This window comes from Martelella sp. AD-3, from assembly GCF_001578105.1.
In the GTDB taxonomy this organism is placed as follows: Bacteria; Pseudomonadota; Alphaproteobacteria; order Rhizobiales; family Rhizobiaceae; genus Martelella.
Window position 1 is genome coordinate 149943 of the sequence record NZ_CP014277.1, and the last position, 16588, is coordinate 166530.

General features: G+C 60.0%; 18 protein-coding genes. 8 read left to right on the top strand and 10 right to left on the bottom strand.

The annotated features are described in order from the left end of the window. Window positions 1-42 precede the first annotated feature (42 nt). The 4 genes from AZF01_RS23245 to AZF01_RS23260 are packed head-to-tail and all read left to right on the top strand — an operon-like array spanning window position 43 to window position 2998. Window positions 43-546 (top strand): DotD/TraH family lipoprotein, encoded by a 504-nt coding sequence (locus AZF01_RS23245; RefSeq protein WP_018065851.1) that lies wholly within the window; start codon window positions 43-45, stop codon window positions 544-546. Next, window positions 543-1457, top strand: coding sequence for a type IV secretory system conjugative DNA transfer family protein (locus AZF01_RS23250; RefSeq protein ID WP_244435528.1), 915 nt, complete (start codon window positions 543-545; stop codon window positions 1455-1457). Before AZF01_RS23245 ends, AZF01_RS23250 begins: the two co-directional genes overlap by 4 nt. Further along, complete coding sequence (locus AZF01_RS23255) at window positions 1457-2665, top strand: type IV pilus twitching motility protein PilT (protein WP_018065853.1); 1209 nt, start codon at window positions 1457-1459, stop codon at window positions 2663-2665. Before AZF01_RS23250 ends, AZF01_RS23255 begins: the two co-directional genes overlap by 1 nt. Before the next feature lie 9 nt (window positions 2666-2674). After that, on the top strand, window positions 2675-2998 hold the full coding sequence (locus AZF01_RS23260; RefSeq protein ID WP_024707208.1) for a hypothetical protein: 324 nt from the start codon (window positions 2675-2677) through the stop codon (window positions 2996-2998). 270 nt (window positions 2999-3268) lie between these two features. Here the strand turns inward: AZF01_RS23260 and AZF01_RS24785 are convergent, their stop codons facing one another. Beyond that, on the bottom strand, window positions 3269-3805 hold the full coding sequence (locus tag AZF01_RS24785) for a GFA family protein (protein WP_371260723.1): 537 nt from the start codon (window positions 3803-3805) through the stop codon (window positions 3269-3271). 471 nt (window positions 3806-4276) lie between these two features. On the opposite strand from AZF01_RS24785, the gene AZF01_RS23265 reads away from it, so the two are divergent. From AZF01_RS23265 to AZF01_RS23280, 4 genes are all read left to right on the top strand, one after another. Continuing rightward, the gene (locus AZF01_RS23265; RefSeq protein WP_036236427.1) at window positions 4277-6622 is read left to right on the top strand and encodes a heavy metal translocating P-type ATPase; all 2346 of its coding nucleotides are present in this window, start codon (window positions 4277-4279) and stop codon (window positions 6620-6622) included. Window positions 6623-6761: 139 nt separating this feature from the next. After that, entirely contained in the window at window positions 6762-7109 is a 348-nt protein-coding gene (locus tag AZF01_RS23270; RefSeq protein WP_152534475.1) for a hypothetical protein, read from the top strand. 70 nt (window positions 7110-7179) lie between these two features. Then, window positions 7180-8619 carry a multicopper oxidase family protein gene (locus tag AZF01_RS23275; protein ID WP_024707205.1) on the top strand — a complete coding sequence of 480 codons (1440 nt, stop codon included), beginning with the start codon at window positions 7180-7182 and terminating at the stop codon, window positions 8617-8619. 221 nt (window positions 8620-8840) lie between these two features. Beyond that, window positions 8841-9305, top strand: a complete 465-nt coding sequence (locus AZF01_RS23280; protein ID WP_051424013.1) for a YqaA family protein — start codon at window positions 8841-8843, stop codon at window positions 9303-9305. Window positions 9306-9556: 251 nt separating this feature from the next. Here the strand turns inward: AZF01_RS23280 and AZF01_RS23755 are convergent, their stop codons facing one another. From AZF01_RS23755 to AZF01_RS23315, 9 genes are all read right to left on the bottom strand, one after another. Beyond that, window positions 9557-9748, bottom strand: a complete 192-nt coding sequence (locus AZF01_RS23755; RefSeq protein ID WP_371260724.1) for an integrase core domain-containing protein — start codon at window positions 9746-9748, stop codon at window positions 9557-9559. A gap of 234 nt (window positions 9749-9982) precedes the next feature. Continuing rightward, window positions 9983-10180 carry a ribbon-helix-helix domain-containing protein gene (locus AZF01_RS24790; RefSeq protein WP_081725712.1) on the bottom strand — a complete coding sequence of 66 codons (198 nt, stop codon included), beginning with the start codon at window positions 10178-10180 and terminating at the stop codon, window positions 9983-9985. Then, window positions 10173-12392: a DotA/TraY family protein gene (locus AZF01_RS23285; protein WP_024707203.1), complete on the bottom strand. Its 2220-nt coding sequence runs from the start codon at window positions 12390-12392 to the stop codon at window positions 10173-10175. Before AZF01_RS23285 ends, AZF01_RS24790 begins: the two co-directional genes overlap by 8 nt. Window positions 12393-12395: 3 nt before the next feature. Next, window positions 12396-12911, bottom strand: a complete 516-nt coding sequence (locus AZF01_RS23290) for a hypothetical protein (protein WP_024707202.1) — start codon at window positions 12909-12911, stop codon at window positions 12396-12398. Then, a complete protein-coding gene (locus AZF01_RS23295; protein WP_024707201.1) occupies window positions 12911-14020 on the bottom strand; it encodes a hypothetical protein in 1110 nt (369 codons plus the stop codon). The genes AZF01_RS23290 and AZF01_RS23295 overlap by 1 nt, the downstream gene beginning before the upstream one ends. Next, a complete protein-coding gene (locus tag AZF01_RS23300; protein WP_024707200.1) occupies window positions 14020-14613 on the bottom strand; it encodes a hypothetical protein in 594 nt (197 codons plus the stop codon). The genes AZF01_RS23295 and AZF01_RS23300 overlap by 1 nt, the downstream gene beginning before the upstream one ends. Then, window positions 14610-15329 carry a hypothetical protein gene (locus tag AZF01_RS23305; RefSeq protein ID WP_024707199.1) on the bottom strand — a complete coding sequence of 240 codons (720 nt, stop codon included), beginning with the start codon at window positions 15327-15329 and terminating at the stop codon, window positions 14610-14612. Before AZF01_RS23305 ends, AZF01_RS23300 begins: the two co-directional genes overlap by 4 nt. Then, on the bottom strand, window positions 15326-16162 hold the full coding sequence (locus tag AZF01_RS23310) for a hypothetical protein (RefSeq protein WP_152534474.1): 837 nt from the start codon (window positions 16160-16162) through the stop codon (window positions 15326-15328). The genes AZF01_RS23305 and AZF01_RS23310 overlap by 4 nt, the downstream gene beginning before the upstream one ends. Then, window positions 16159-16467 (bottom strand): hypothetical protein, encoded by a 309-nt coding sequence (locus AZF01_RS23315; RefSeq protein WP_036236420.1) that lies wholly within the window; start codon window positions 16465-16467, stop codon window positions 16159-16161. Before AZF01_RS23315 ends, AZF01_RS23310 begins: the two co-directional genes overlap by 4 nt. Window positions 16468-16588: the final 121 nt, after the last annotated feature.

Genomic DNA, 16588 nt, shown 5'->3' on the forward strand with positions numbered 1-16588 from the left:
GATGTCATACGCTGCAATTTCCGCACCGCAAGAGGTTTCCCCATGCGCATCGCGATCAGCCTGGCACTGGCTGTGCTCGCTGGCTGTACCAGCACAAGAGACGTTCCGTCGGATTCCCCTACGATCAATTACATCGACAATCAAGTCCATCTCGTTCGAAGGGAGTTGAACGACGCAGCGCTCTATCAAAATGTCCTGGAGCCGCGCGCTACGAATACGGTTGAGGTGCGCAATCCGGAGATTGCCCAAGGCCCGCTCATGAAGATCGTTGATGCCGAATGGCAGGGAACGTTGGATGAGCTGACAACGCGGGTTGCCAACGAAGTGGACTACAGCGTGTCGGTGTCCGGGGAAAAGTCCGGCGCTCCGATTTTGATCTCGACCAATTTCTACAATCTGACGGCCTTGGGACTGCTTCGGGAAGCCTACGGGCAGGCGAAAGGGCGAGCGCGCCTTGTGATCGATCAGGGTGCCAGACACATGACGATCTATTACGCTCGCCCTGAGCAAAGCCCGATCCCGCATCGGGAGGATCTCAAGCCGTGAGCCAGCCCCTTTCTCACCGTCGCAATCGTGCCATGGCGCTGACAGGCATTCTGATGGCCGCGTTTTTGTCTTCATGCGCAACCATGAAGGACGAAACACCGCAACCGCCGCCTGTCCCGCAGCTCGGTGGCCCTGATGACCTCACCAGTCCGCGATATGCGCCTTTGTCCTACAAGCAGTTTGCTTCCCGGGCCAAACGCGGAAAGCCTGGCGGGACCGAGGTTGAGGAGCAGCGCTATTCGGTCCTCCGGGACGCTGCACTTGCCTATGGTGCGCAAGCAGGATTTGAGCGGCGCAGTTGGGAGATCATGAACGATCTAGAGCGTGAATCGGTCAAGCTCTCGGAAACCTTCAATTTCAACCGGGTCGCATTCAAGGCGCCGCGGGAAACAGGCTACGTGTTGCCGCCGGTGATCACCCGCGCCACGGCGGCGATCAACGTCACCGACAACGGCCGCAAGAGTGTTGCCGCCGACGAATACTACCGCATCGAGGAGCCCGGTCGACTGGTCGCCATTCTGCCGACCTGGCGCGACTATCTTGTGCTCCCGCTCGATACGCCGCGTGAGCCTGACGATCGATTGTTGCCGCAGGATGACGATGAAACGAAAATCTGGTCGCAGTATCTTGATGAAGGCTGGGCGCAGGGCGAGCAACAGGCCGACGCCGCATTGCAGGAAAACATGAACCTGTTGCGGCGCGACTATCTCGGCATGGTCGAGTATCGCAAGGCAGTGGAAGCAGGTCTCATTACCAACCTCGTGCTGAAGTCGAGTGAGACGCGCGCGGCCGGTAATGTCGACGAGCTCTATATTGGCGAGCGCCGTGTCGAGATCGATGATGCTGCCCGGTTCGTCAAAAACCCGGCCCGATGGAAGCCGATCCAGAGACGTTTTCAGGTGGCCAAGTAATGCCGGCGGTTGATCTATCGAATTTGACGGAAGACGCCTACGATCCGAAGGAGCCCTATGCGCGCGTTCTGAACCATGAGCCGTTGCGTTTTGACGGTGACATGGACCCGTTTCAGCAGTTGCTGGTCGGGGCCTCGATCAAAGGGGCGTCGGACATCCGGATACAGACGGACAGTCGTATTCGGATCAAGATGCATGGCACGCAGCATTTTGCGACCGCAAAACCTCTGAACGCCTCAGAGGTCTTGAGTATCCTGAGCCACATGTGGCGGTCGGAAGATGCCTTCAGCATCTTGCGGCAAGGGCGACCTCTGGATTTCTCGTTCGAGGTTCCGATTGACCGTCACCGGCGCCAGCGTTTCCGTGTGAACGCCAAGGGCGTGATGAAAGGTGCTGGCGACGGCATTTCCATGACGATGCGACCGTTGCCGACAAAGACGCCAACGATCGATGATGTCGGACTCGATAGTGAGGTCCGCCCGTACATGTCGCCTCAGCATGGCATTGTCGTTGTCGCCGGCGCGACCGGCCAGGGAAAGTCCACGACGCTTGCCGGGATCACGCGCTTTCATCTTGAAAACACGGCCGATCCGAAAGCGATCGTCGATCTGCAGGCGCCTATCGAGTTCACCTATTCCGACGTGCTGACGGATCACAGCGACTGCGCGTCTTCCATTGAGCAGTCGGAGATCGGCGAAGGGCGCAACCTGCCGTCGTTCGGCGACGGAGTGTGGGCGGCGCTGCGCTGCGCGCCTGATATTATTTCGCTCGGCGAGGCCCGCGACAAAGCCTCCCTTGAGGGTTGCCTGGAGGCCAGTCTGACCGGCCACTTGGTTTACACCACCACGCATGCGGGATCGGTCGCGGAAGGCTTGCGGCGCATGGTCGTGAACTTCCCGGCCGAAGAACGCGATGCGCGCGCGTTCGACCTGATCACGTCGCTCCAGCTCTTCGTCGTTCAACACCTGGTCCGCACCAGCGACCATCGCGGCCGCGTGCCATTGCGCGAGTATCTGCTGTTTGACGACTATGTGCGCGATCAGTTTGTTTCTGTTCCTATCGGCGACTGGCCGAAAGCCGTGAGCCGTCTGATGCAGGAGTCGGCCGACCGCGTTCTTGCCCGCTCCATGCATGATGCGGCCCAACAGAAAGTTGATGAGGGCAAGGTTTCGTATGACGACCTCAGGCGATTGCTGCCGCGCCACTGACGGCCGCTGATGACGAAGGAGGAAAATATGCAAATTCCAAAGTACCTTCGCCCCGTCAGGGATCATAAGAACTATGAGGCCGGCGTCGGAGAACGTGCTGTTCGAAAGCTTGTCTATTGGCCAATCATCTTGCTTCTCTGCTTGCCGGCCGCCGCCGCGATGGCGGCTGTTGCTCTATCCTTCGGCCTGTTGTTCTTGAAATTTCTGAACATCATTGAGACTGCTATTGCAAATCATGACTGGCTTATGCTGTTTTTGATCGCTCTCGCCGCAGCGGCTATCCTGTCGCTATGGAAGCTCGCCTACGTAATTCATCGGTACTTCATTCTTTAATTAGCATCTGCAGAATGGGTGATGGTCCTCACTCTATTCAGATTCCATAGTTGGCCTGGTTTTGGAATGACCGGAATGGGGCCGTAAACCGTCAGGCAGGTTTCCGGATCGCCAGACGGCAAAGCGGACATCATCCTACATTGCGTGCTGCTACGCTTGCTGACATTTACCTGATAATATGACGCTACGGCGTAGGCCGCCGTAGCCGCCGTTTATTGCATCTGCGAAGACGGGTGACCTCCAGAGGCCATCGAGCGGAAAAATCGGCCATTAGCGCGGTGTCAGATCAAGTGGCTCGACCCACTCGTGACGGGACTCAGGGTGGACTTCTTTGCTGGGTTTCGGAAAACCTGGTTCACCGAACGAACCAACGCCAATTGCGACCATGTCCGGTTTTCGTGACGGCTCCCAGAAAACAGTTGAGCCACAGTTCTCACAAAAGTGGAAAACCAATTCAAAACCAGCGTCTGAAGAACGCCGATAACTCTTGTAACTCCCACTGACCTTGATGCTTCCTTTTGGAAAAAAGGCTGCAATTCCATAAAGGGCGCCAGTACGCTTTTGGCAGGCAATGCAGTGGCAAAGCGAGACAAGTTCCGGCTCACCAGTGCAAAGCACTTTCAGGCTACGACACGAACAGCTTGCTTCTCGCTCCACACCGATCTCCCAAAGAACACTCCAATTATCATTGAAAATCGAAATTGGGAAATAGGGTGGCGTTCCGTAAGGGACACAGCGAGCTCGAAGCCTACCTGCGGCGGCCGCGGCAATGATTGCGGTGACCAGGCTTGTGCCCGCGTCATGCACGGCCCATTGCGGTCGTTCATTCCTTCCGCAGCGAACTTCCGCTTCCCCGCCCTATCTGCACCTTTTAGCAGAGCGCAGCGAATGGCTACTTGCGGCACCTGGGGCCACAATCGCGAACGACCAGCTTGGAGGCGAAAAGAAGCCTTTCGCGCGTCCGCTGAGCTCCAGGTATATGGTCATTCTGATGGGCTGCTTCAGGTGTTGCAAGGTTCGATTCCAAAAAGCGTTGAGCCGCTCAGCCTTGACGCATTACGTTTGTCGGGCAAAAATTCTGTTTTGATCAAGACGCTCCGATAGCTCCAACAAAGGGCTTCGCGGCTTCAGCCCTTGCCTCGGAATCTTGCTTCCCTGTAGTCGCCGGAAGAATTTTGCGATTTGGCTCCGTCTTATAAAAGTTGACATATCCGGCCTTGACCTTCCAGTTGCTGGAATCTCCATATGTTGGAAAACGCACTTATCAGGAGGCCTCGAATGCAGCACTCGCACATGAGCCACGGAGGCGTGTCCGGCCATAGCGGAAATACTACGGGTGAGACCGTGACGCGCGACCCGGTCTGCGGCATGTCGGTCGACCGCGCCAGCACCAGCCATGTGGTCAAACACGGCGGCGAAAACTATTACTTCTGCTCCAACGGCTGCCAGGCGAAGTTCGAAGCCGATCCGGAGCACTACACCGCCGAGCACGCAGAGGCCGAAGCGCAGCCTGAGGGCACGCTCTATACCTGCCCGATGCATCCCGAGATCGTGCGCGATCACCCCGGCAATTGCCCGAAATGCGGCATGGCGCTGGAGCCGATGACGCCTTCCGCCGATGCTGGCCCCAATCCCGAATATGTCGATTTCAGGCGCAGACTGATGATTGCCGCGCCGCTGGCGCTCGCCGTCTTCATTCTCGAGATGGGCAGCCATCTGGGCCTGCCCTTCGAGGACTGGTTCGGTCACACGCTGTTCGGCTGGCTGCAATTCGCTCTGGCGACGCCAGTGCTGATGATCTGCTGGCCGTTCTTCGAGCGCGGCTGGGCCTCGATCGAAAACAAAAGTCCAAACATGTGGACTCTGATCGCGCTTGGAACCGGGGCGGCCTATCTGTTCTCCGTCGTCTCGCTCGTCGCGCCCGGCCTGTTTCCGGCGGCGATGCGCGACGCAATGGGCATGGCCCCGGTCTATTTCGAAGCCGCCGCCGTCATTCTTGTGCTGGTGCTGATCGGCCAGGTGATGGAGCTTGCAGCGCGCGAACGCACCGGCGACGCGATCCGGGCGCTGCTGGATCTCGCGCCGAAGACCGCGCGCAAGGTCACCGATGGCGGCGAGGAGGATGTGCCCGTCGAAACGCTGCAGGCGGGCGACATGCTGCGCGTGCGGCCCGGCGAGAGCGTGCCGGTTGACGGCGTCGTCGTCGAAGGCCGCTCGTCGGTCGACGAGAGCATGATTACCGGCGAGCCTGTGCCGGTTGAAAAGAGCGAGGGCGAGCCGGTGACCGGCGGCACGCTCAACAAGAATGGCAGCTTCCTGATGCGCGCCGAAAGCGTCGGCTCGGAGACGACGCTCTCCCGGATCGTCGACATGGTCTCCAAGGCACAGCGATCGCGCGCGCCGATCCAGGCGATGGCGGACCGGGTGGCGGCCTATTTCGTGCCGGCCGTCGTCGCGGTGGCGGTGATCGCCTTTCTGGCCTGGCTGGCGTTCGGCCCCTCGCCCGCCCTTTCCTATTCTTTCGTCGCGGCGGTTTCGGTGCTGATCATCGCCTGCCCCTGCGCGCTGGGGCTTGCGACGCCGATGTCGATCATGGTCGCCACCGGACGTGGCGCGAATGCGGGCGTGCTGATCCGCGACGCAGAGGCGCTGGAACGCTTTTCCAAGGTCGACGTGCTGGTGGTCGACAAGACCGGCACGCTGACGCAGGGCAAGCCGGCCCTCACCGATGCCGAGCCGCTGGACGGCTTCGACCGCCTGGACCTGCTTTCGATTGCGGCAGCGCTGGAGAGCGGCTCCGAGCATCCCCTCGCCGAAGCGATCGTCGCCGGCGCACGGGAGGCGGAAGCGCCGGAACGCGAAAGCAGTGATTTCGACGCCATCACCGGCCAGGGCGTGACCGGGACGGTCGACGGACGCAAGGCGGCGCTTGGAAACGCCGCGCTGATGGAAGCGGAAGGCATCGATGTCAGCGCCCTGCGGGAACGCGTCGCCGCGTTGCAGGGCGAGGGCAAGACCGCCATGTACGTCGCCGTCGATGGCCAGGCGGCCGGCATCGTCGCGGTTGCCGATCGCATCAAGGACACCACGCCGGATGCGATCCGCGCGCTGCACGAGGCGGGCATGCGCATCGTGATGGCGACCGGGGATGCCGAAGCAACCGCGAAAGCCGTGGCGCAGACGCTCGGGATCGACGAGGTCCATGCCGGGGTGAGCCCGCAGGACAAGCACGACCTGATCGAGCGCCTGCGCCGCGACGGCAGCGCGGTCGCCATGGCGGGCGACGGCGTCAACGACGCACCGGCGCTTGCGGCGGCCGATGTCGGGATCGCCATGGGCACCGGCGCGGATGTCGCGGTCGAAAGCGCCGGCATCACCCTGGTCAAGGGCGACCTGACCGGCATCGTGCGCGCCCGTCACCTTGCCGAGGCGACCATGGCCAATATCCGCCAGAACCTGTTCTTCGCGTTCGTCTACAACACTGCGGGCGTGCCGCTCGCCGCCGGGATCCTCTACCCCTTCTTCGGCCTGTTGCTGTCGCCGATCGTCGCGGCTGCGGCGATGAGCCTGTCCTCGGTCTCGGTCATCGGCAATGCGCTGAGGCTGCGGGCGACGAAGCTTTAGGATGTTTATGCGTCGGGACCCGCAGCACGCCGGAACACGGCCCAAGATCGGCCACGATCGACCCACATTGTCTTCAGGTCGCCGGGGCGCATAAGGTTTCCGTCGGCAGCGCACGGTGAATGGATTGGACATGGGGTACATGCGGACAATGAGAGCGGCGGTGAAGGTGCTGTGCATCGTCACGGCCATGCTTCTCGGCGTGCTTTCACCCTCCGTGGGTAGCGCCGCCACGCATTGCGCGACGATGCCGGAAGTCGCGATGCACCACGCGCAGCCCGCCGGCGCCCCGCATGACATGGACCATCGGACCGACGGCGCAAAGGCGTGCTGCCTTGCGGCCTGCGGCCTGCCCACCGGCATCGCGCCGGGGCAGCCTTCGAGCCTTCTCACGCGCGTTGTCAGGGACCTGACCTTCCCTGATCTCTCCGCGCGCCTGAAAGGCCATCCCGTTCCGCCCGATCTCGAGCCTCCCCGCTTGCGCGCATGAACCGCCGGCCATGCCGGCCATCCTTCATGTGACAATGCCGGTCCGACGACCGGCCATCGGGAGAACGATCATGTATCGCAGACAATTCATGCAGAGGCTCGCGCTTGGCGCGGCGGCCTTGGGCTCCGGCCTGCCTATCACCTGGGCCAGCCCCGCGCAGGCGCAGCAGACGCCCATCAACCTTCAGATCACCAACCGCAATATCGAGGTGAACGGACGGTCCGCCAGCGTCTTCGGCCTTGTCGGGCCTGACGGCAGGCCCGGCCTCACCCTTGATGCGGAAAGCCCCTTCGATGTCAGCCTTGCAAACAACAGCGGCGAAGCGACGCTGGTTCACTGGCATGGCCTGACGCCGCCATGGGAGATGGACGGCGTGCCAGACAATCCGGCGCCGATGATCGAGCCGGGGCAGGAGCGCCGCTACACTTTTCCGCTCGCCGCCGGCGGCACGCACTGGATGCACGCCCATACGCTTCAGGAACAGAACCTGCTGGCTGCGCCGCTGATTGTCCTTTCGGAGGAAGACAGAAAGGCCGATGTTCAAGACGTTGTCGTGCTGCTTCACGACTTCTCGTTCCGCTCACCCGAGGAATTGCTGGCCGGTCTGAAAGCGGGCGGCGGCCATGGCGGAATGATGGGCGGCCACGCCATGATGATGCAGGGGCAGAACATGTCCGGCATGCCAGGCATGGCGATGTCCGGCATGCAGATGGACCTGAACGACATCGACTATGATGCCTACCTCGCCAATGACCGGACGCTGGACGATCCGGAGGTGTTTGCCGTCGACAAGGGCGGCCGGGTGCGCCTGCGGATCATCAACGGCGCCACCGCGACCAATTTCACCATCGACACCGGCATACTCCCCGGCCGTCTGGCGGCGGTCGACGGCCAACCGGTCGAATCCGTTTCCGGCACGCGTTTCGGGATATCGATGGGCCAGCGCCTCGACATCATGCTCGACGTTCCGGCCGAAGGCGGGGCCTTTCCCGTTCTGGCGCTGCGCGAAGGCGCGCGCGAACGAACCGGCATCATCCTGGCGACACGCGGCGCGGCCGTCACCCGGATCCCCGGCCTCGGGACGGAAGACGGGCCGGTGCTGGATCTTTCGCTGGAAAGCCGGCTCCGCAGCCCTTCCCCCGTCGCGACCGGTCCGGACACCCGCGCCTATGACCTCGTCCTTTCCGGCAGCATGACCGGCTATGACTGGCGGATCGGCGGCGCGGACCGGATGCGCGCGCGCCGCGGCGACAGCATCCGGCTTTCCATGACCAACATGTCGATGATGGGCCACCCGATGCATCTCCACGGCCATCACTTCTGGGTCGTCGGCATCAATGGCAGGGCTGTGGACGGCGCGGTGCGCGACACCGTCTATGTGCCGCCGATGGCCAGGGTGGATATCGCCTTTACCGCCGACAATCCCGGCCGCTGGCCCTTCCATTGCCACCACCTCTATCACATGGCGAGCGGCATGATGGCCTACCTGGACTACGACGGATCGATCTGAAGCGGTTCAGGCATGAGTCGGACGGGCGTCCCGGCAGATGGGGCGCTCACACGATGCTTTCATCGTTGATGTGCGCCATGGATCAGACTGCCCGCTTCCCCGCCAAGGCGGCGGGCATCTCTTGCGAATGGCCAGCCACACTGTGATCGTGCTAAAGACGCCGGCGCGGTGCTCCGGGCGGCGCTTGCCATTAAGATGAATGCCTTAGGTACGCCCGGTGCATGGCCACACCCGCGTTGACCAGAAATGTGGATGCGTTGTTCTCACTCGCCGGGCTTTTCGCAATTGCGTTCGTCGCAGCAACAATCCTGCCTGCCCAGTCGGAAGCCGCCCTGGTCGGATTGCTGGTTCTCGGCAAGCAACCACCTGTCCTGCTGATTGTCGTCGCCACGATCGGCAACGTGCTCGGCTCCGCCGTCAACTGGGCGCTCGGACGCTGGATCGAGCGGTACCGGCAACGGCGATGGTTCCCAGTCAGCGAGAAGGCCCTCGACCGGGCGACATGCTGGTATCATCGATGGGGCCGCTGGAGCCTCCTTCTCAGTTGGGCCCCGGTCGTTGGCGATGCCCTGACCATGGCAGCCGGCGTGCTGCGCGAGCCGCTCTGGAGCTTCCTGCTTCTTGTGACGATCGCCAAGGCCGGCCGCTACATCCTGCTGTCGGTCATTGCATTGGGGGTGCTGTGACGGAGAAGTTCCGCCAGCACATCCTGCAACACAGCGCGACACCGACCTTGCCTTTGCGACTGTATCAGGTCGACTGAAAGCGCAATTGATCGAGCATCCTCTCTGCGTTTCCGCAGCTTCGACCTCGAAGCGGCGGGTTATTGAGCTTGGCGTACCACCGCATAGTCCCTCGTTCTGAGGTAGAGTTTGCTCAATCATGTGCAGTGCGCCCATTTATTGGACCGCCGGATGTTAGATTTTTCCGGCTCTGATCACGATGGCGGGCTGACAGCGCCACCGGGATTATGCAACGCGATCGGGACGTTGTATCCGATCGCCGAATGAGGACGATCCTCATTATAGTGCTTACGCCAATCCTCCAACTTTTCGCGCGCATCCGCAAGGGTTGCTTCTGGCGCACTGGCGACTGAAGTCGCCATGGAGACATGTCCGCTTTCGGGCACACGAGGAGACGATTTCTATGTCCGAAACGGCGGCGCTTTTCCGCCATTCTTCTCTTAGCTTTTCAGTGTCCAGTATTCGTCGACCGATAGCATATGCAATCGGAAAGCTCAGGAATTGACGCGGCGGCGCAGCCGGGACTCCTGATATGCGCCTAGCATGATCAGACCAGTCGCTGAAAACTAGAAATGCCCGGCTGACCTCGTCGGCCGTTCTCAAAGGTCGCGTGACCACTGTCAGCTTTGATTTGGCGTTTGAGCCGGAACTGGCGTCGAGCGCCTTTCGACAAATTCAGCAACGGCTTGACGCATTAGCGCGTGGGGAGTGCAGTTCAGTCGATTAGCCAAGGCGTTCAGTCTCGCGCGCGTATCGACATCCAACCGAACTGAAACGGGCGAGTTGGTGCCAACCATTTCCTGTCCTTCCTTATTCATTTGTTTTAGGGGCCTTGCTTGCAATTCTTTTATTAAAGCCGCCGCCTGCTGAACTCGTCAGGCTGCCCATTGAACCGGCTGTTCCACCGGCGGCAACATTGGCACGCATCGCTGCATGCGTGTCGAGATCGCTGACGGCATCCGGCTCGATCAGTCGAAACACCTTGCCAGGAAATTCGGCGATCAAGGCAAAAGAGCGTTCCAGCATGACGACATATGCGAAGAGCATAAACACCATGATGGCCAAAATGCCGATGAACCAGGTGATTTGCGTGTAGCTGTCACCAGACAGAGCCTGCGATGCGGTGATGGCGTAGTAGAAGCCCCCGTTGAGAAGCGTTCCGCCAATCCGGAAGATGATCATGCCCACAAGAAGACCGAAGAGCATGAGCACCGGTGTTGCCGTCAGCGCCAGCAACATGACGTATCCGCGTCTGGCCTGCCGGCCGCCCAAACCTTCGCCTTCCATCGACAAGTGAGCGATCGCCCACAGTGGTGCGGCGAAGATCATCTCAACAACCAACAGGAAGAAGGCCGTCACGCCGATGACCCAAATCACTGTCGGGATCATTGGCAGCACAAACGCCATGAAGTAGCCGGCAACCGAGATTCCGCTCAAAACCCAGCCGAGGAAGCCGGCGAAGGCGATCACGGACTGTCCAAGAAAAGGCACCGCTGCCAGCACCGCGAGCGAAATCATGATGACGCCGCTATAGAACGCCAGCTGATTGCCGACGGCGATCAGGCCCACCATAGGGTCGCCGTCATTGGCAGCCGGGTTCAGAAAGTCGAAGGCTTCGTACAGATTGCCGGCAGACACCATATAGGATGTCATATCGGCCGTTGAATCCGCAAAGGCTGCGCGCTCGTTGGTAAAGGCGCGTACATCGCTTCGGGCGACGCTCTCGTTCCACCATTCGACGACACCATTGTAGGTGCCGGCGAAACTCTCAAGGAATTTCGTGGCGTCTCCCTGGGCTGAACCGAACAGATACCAGTTGGCGTCGTCATACTGCGAGGCAATAGACTCTCCGACCCGACCTTTCGGATTGGCTGTCGCTCCGATCGCGCCACCGGGTGTTGTCTGCGGAATTCCTCCCGCGACGGCCGAAGCGTCGGCGGTAAAGCGGCTGATCAGCTGATAGTAGTAGCCCGCTTGCAGCCATCCGCCATCCTTCAGACTGGCAGACAGGTCGATGTTCTGTTCCTTGTCGCCGATGCCGTTGATGTTGATCGTTTCTGTTTCGGACGCCGCGGATTGCACATCCTTTTGAAGTTTGTCGGTTGCGATATAGTCTTTGAGGATGTCGGCATGAAGTTCGCGCCATTCCGCAAGGTCATCTGCAAGACCCCTATAGTCGGGCAAAGGTTGCCGTTGAGAAACGGCCAGGGCGACCGAATCCGCCATCGGCGCATAATTGTTGGTGATCTGATTGACTGCATCACGCATGGCTTTTGCGTAGTCGGCGTACGTTTTGTCCGACGACGCAGCGATCCTTTGGAAACCCTTTGTTTCGGAAGGAAGCGTGATCGTGCCGCACGCACCCCGATAGTTGGGTATGTCATAGGAGAGCGCCAAGCTGCCGCTGGCCGTTGTCCGCCAGTTTTTGGTAATGCCGGCAATGTCGCCACCGCCCTTTGCAGCTTCAGCGTTGTAGACAGCCCGGCACATCTCCATGCGCCAAACAGCCTGAATGAACTGACCGTCTTTTTGGGACATGTCCGTGCCCACGATCGGCATGTGGTCGTTGAACACCAGATCCACGCTCTTCTGCCAAAAGTAGGATGCCGTACCCGTTCCAAACTGCACCAGATAGGCGGCTGCATGCTGAACGCCATTGTACCCTGTGGCAGGGATCGGGATAAGCAGCGCTGCTGCGACCAGTGTGCGGATCGGCGCCCACAGCGATGAGTGGCGTCGGCCGAGGACCTCGCCGTGGTGCGCCGATTCCATCGTCCCGATAATAATGTTGTAGGCCAACAGGATCGCACCGAGGGCGAAGAACAGAATATTGAAGTCCGAGATCAGCACCGAGATCAGGGTTTTGTCGTTCGGGCCGGGAAAAAGCTGACCAAAAATCATGTTCAGATAGGTGTTCGTCCGTTCGTCGCCGCCGCCGGACAGAATGTCCACGACATCGATTTCCTGTGCGAACGCGCCGGAACTGGTAAAGATGAAGGCCAGGGGCAGACCTTTGAAAAATCGCCGCAAGGTTCAATCCTTCCTGATTATCTGCATGTCGTAAGGAAGACGGTGTTGGAGGTAGTCCGCAAAGGGGCCGAAACGGCCCTGTCGGATTTGCCAGTAGGCAAAGTCAGCTTTCATGGCCTTGGCCGCTAACAAAAGTGCCAAAACGATGAGTGCTATGAGCGTGAAAATGCTGAAGATGCCGAAGGCAAACATGGCCGGGATCGCAGCGAGACAAAGAAACGCGATGATCGTGTAAACCGTTCGCTCCCGTAGCCAGGCGCGGGCATCGTCGTCGATTTCCTTTTGGCTCATTCCAGATGTCTGGGCCTTGAAGCGGGAGATGCCGCCGTCTTCGTCCGTCTTGAAGAACCTGTCACGCGAATAGCGCTTCGGTCGCATCGTGCTGGAGATAATATCCCATGCCGCGATGCCGACCGAAAACCCGGACGTGACGATGAAGGCAAGCTGGTGCATGCCGCCGCGTCGGGCAAGCCAGCCAGTCTTGTGCGGATCATCCTGTCGGTTCCGCCGTCTTTTCATCAGTCGTTCACCGGGATTACGGTTGTCCTGCTGTCGCGCTCGTCAAGCTGAAGAGCGAGCAGTGCTGTCAGAGCGGCCGCCTGTCGCCGTTCGAGACCGAAACGCTCCCATGAGACGTAGAGCTGCAGGGCATTGGTCAGAAGGTTTTCGCGTTCAACGGCTTCTGGTGACATCTTGGCAACCGCCTGATGCCATTCCGGATTCGGGAAGCGACTTTCAACGAAAATATCCAAAGCCTGAAGCTTCGAAACCTTGTCTCCAATCTCATAGGGATAGTTGGTCGGCGCGGCCTTTTTGGCCCATTCGGCGAGCTCGCTGCTGCCGGTCGGCGCGCTCAGATCGCCAAGGTAGGAAAGAATGGCGTGAGAGGCTGAGCGACGTGTCGCGTCGACCTGGCGCGCCGCCATCTGCGCCTTGCCGGCCGGCGTCTTCGCTTCGCCTTCCGTAATTGGCTTTGCCGGGATCGGGTCAACCATATTGTTGACCATGCGCGCATATGCCTGAGCGACCTTACCTTCGGACGTGTCCAACGTCTGCGCATCGGTCAAGAAACGAATGTCAGACGTCGGATCTTTGAACCCGCCAACATCTTCCAGCTCGTCCCGGTCTTTGATAATCGCATTGGCGATCGCAAGCCCGCCCTGGGAAACGGCCTGTCCCTCAGCGCCGTTGCCACGCGAGCGATTGCGCGAAAGATTGGAGACGTCTGTCCCGCCGACGCCATAGGAAGCAGTTCCGCCGCCAAATTGCATCAGCCCGGAAAGGTCGAAGCAGGCCGAGGCTGCCGGATCGTAGCGACCGCCCTCAGCCTGGCCGCGGGCCTCCTGACGCGCCCGCAGCGTGTCATTCAACTGTGCTGCGTCCTCGATGCGCTTTTGCGCCTCGACGGATCGATTGGAATAGGCACTCAGCTGTGCGACCCCTTTCAGGATCGTGTCCGCAATCTGCTGACCGACATCCGTCGTATGGTCGTTGACGTCCTGGATTGTCTTGTTGCTGTATTGGGCAACGATGTTGCGCACGCCACCGCAGGAGCATGCTGCTTCAGCCGTCTGCGCCAGTCCGACACTCGCAACCGATACCAACAAGCCATAAATCAGGTGTTTCATCACTGTCCTCCGGTGCCATAGAGCTTCTGATAGGTATCGCGCAGCAACGAATTCGCGCCAGCATCTCTCACGCCCGCGTCGCCGCCATAATCGCCGCCCTGTGACAGGCCCATGTTGACGGACCCGAAGTCGAGCACGTCACTGGAACCGCTGGTAAAGCTGTCTACCGAGATGCCGTCGAAGGACGGCAGCTGAAGCGCCGATGTCAGGGGCTCCGTGGCCTTGTCCCAGGCTTCTTGTGCAAAGGAGCAGATTTGTTGTTCTGCGTTGGACAATGCAGAATCGAACAGGCCCTGCACGTCAGGAACCTGAATGGCGATATCCAGGTCCAGATTCATGAGGTTGTCCAGGCAACCAAGGCCATCAACGGGCTTCGGCTGTTGAAGCGCCGCTTCCTTTCGCGCCACCTCAGTGTCGATCCCTGCGCGGATTGCGTCGGTCAAACTGATTTTAACGGTGTCAGTACATGCGCCGCTTTGGCCGCCGAGCATGGAATCGAATAGCTGTTCGATCTGGTCCGTTCCCTCTGCGGCATGGGTCAATCCCGCGTGCAGCATCAGGGCAGGTGCAAAAAACAATACAAGCTTTTTCATAGCGTTTTCTTTTCTCCCTGATATGGCGGCACTTCCTGAATGAGAACGGGCCGCTTTGATCCAAAGCCGGGAAAGTCGCTGGTCGCGCCGTACATTCCCCCGACGGAATAGCTGTTCGTGTATCCGAAACCGTCGTATGAATTGCCGTTGATGGATGCCATGCGCTTCAGGATGAGATCCTGCAGCTGCGCATAGGATGACAGACCATTGGCCGCGAGATAGCTCTCGGGTAGCGCGTTGGGATCAAAACCGCTTGCGACCCAATCATTCAGGGCGCCGGAGCCAAGAAAATGCGCCGCGTCCAGAAGGCTTTCCTGTGTGATCTGCACGCCATTGACTGTCTGACCCACCAGCCCGCGTGTTTGGGAACTCATTGAATTCCAGTTGCTGATAGTCAGCTCGTTCACGGCACGCTCTTGCAGTGCCTTGCCGGCTTCGGAATACCGGAGATCGTCGAGCGAAGAGACGCCGGCTGCGCGGGCCTTGTCTGTGAAGGTGTAGTTAGACCAGTTGCCACCAGATCCCTGGGTATATCCGAGCGTGGCCCAGGTACCGGCCGTGATCTGGTACTTGCCGAGCGCGGTGCCCTTTTTGTTGATGACCGAGTAGCTGTCGCCTCCCTCATGTCCCTTGAGAGCATCCAGATATCCCGCATGTGCCGCTACCGATGCCAGTCCGAGCGAAAAAGCGGATAAGCACAAGATAACCTGTTTCATAGCGGCTTCTCCCGACCAGCCTCCAGGACAGGCATAAGACCGATTGTCTTGACCCGTTCACCACTGCCGACGCTGTAAACGCCGATGCCGTCGTCGATCGACAATTCGATCAGGCGGTAACCTTCCTCGTCGCGATCTGGCTCGAGAGCGAAATCTTCGGCATAGGTCCGGAAGTTAGCGATCGCCTTGTTATCGCCGTCGAGGACAATCAGTGGGCAAGGACCGTTGCCGCAGTAGTAAAGGGAACGCGCTGTAATGACGGTTTCGTCGCCGCTCTTCAGGTCGACGTCAAATGCGAGAAACTCAGGCGGCTCGACGCCCTCGGGAGGTGCCGATCGAGCATTCAGGACGCCATAGGCGGCGCGCTTCTCATCTTCCGTGGCGACGCGGGACTCGTAAACATCGCCCAGCACCTGGGGCGAGTAGGACGTGCTGAACCACTTCCAAACACGACCGTCGTCGCCGTGGATGGAGCGAATGCCATCCATGCCGACGTCTCCAATACCAACCGCATCGCCAAGGCCCCGCCAGACTTCAAGCCACATTGCGTCCGGCTCGCTGTAATAAAGAGCAACAACGCCGCAGTTTGGATCGCATTTGCGGTTGTCGCCGAGGCGCACCACCATCTGGTCATAGCTTTCGGTCGGCTCTTCCAGCCAGACGCGCTCGGCCTCGACCATGCGATAGAAGCGCCCATACATCTTGCGAGCGACCTGTGTCGCATCCGCGTCCACATCGTTGAAGGTGATGTATTTGGTCGCTACATCCGTGTCTTGCGCGACGGCTGCCGATGACGACAACAGAAGCGCCAAGGCTGCGTTTCGAAAACTCATGCTACTGCCTCCTTCACAATTTGATCTGCGAGATCGCGGATGACATCGCCTCTCTTGCCCTCGTCAACGGCAACACCCCGATCTTCCAACTCACCGAGCCGGCGTTCGATCGTTGCCTTTGCGGACCCGTCGGGAAACCGGGCGGCCAGAATGGTGCGCGCGCGCTTCGAGCCGAGACGGTCATAGAGCATGGACCGCAGGGCCGTGTCCTCGGATGTCGTGGACAGCGCCCATAGCTCGATCGGGCCGAGCTCATTGATCAGATATTGGGTGTAAACACCGCCCTTAAGGGTCAGATAAGCCATGACCGGAGCGCCCTCGCCTGGGACGGGGCCATGGAGCGTTCGGAGGATCGATCGAGCAGAGGCTGAAAGATTGTAGGTTTCGGAGACCTCTGAAATCGCGCTTTCGGTCGGCACGTTGTGT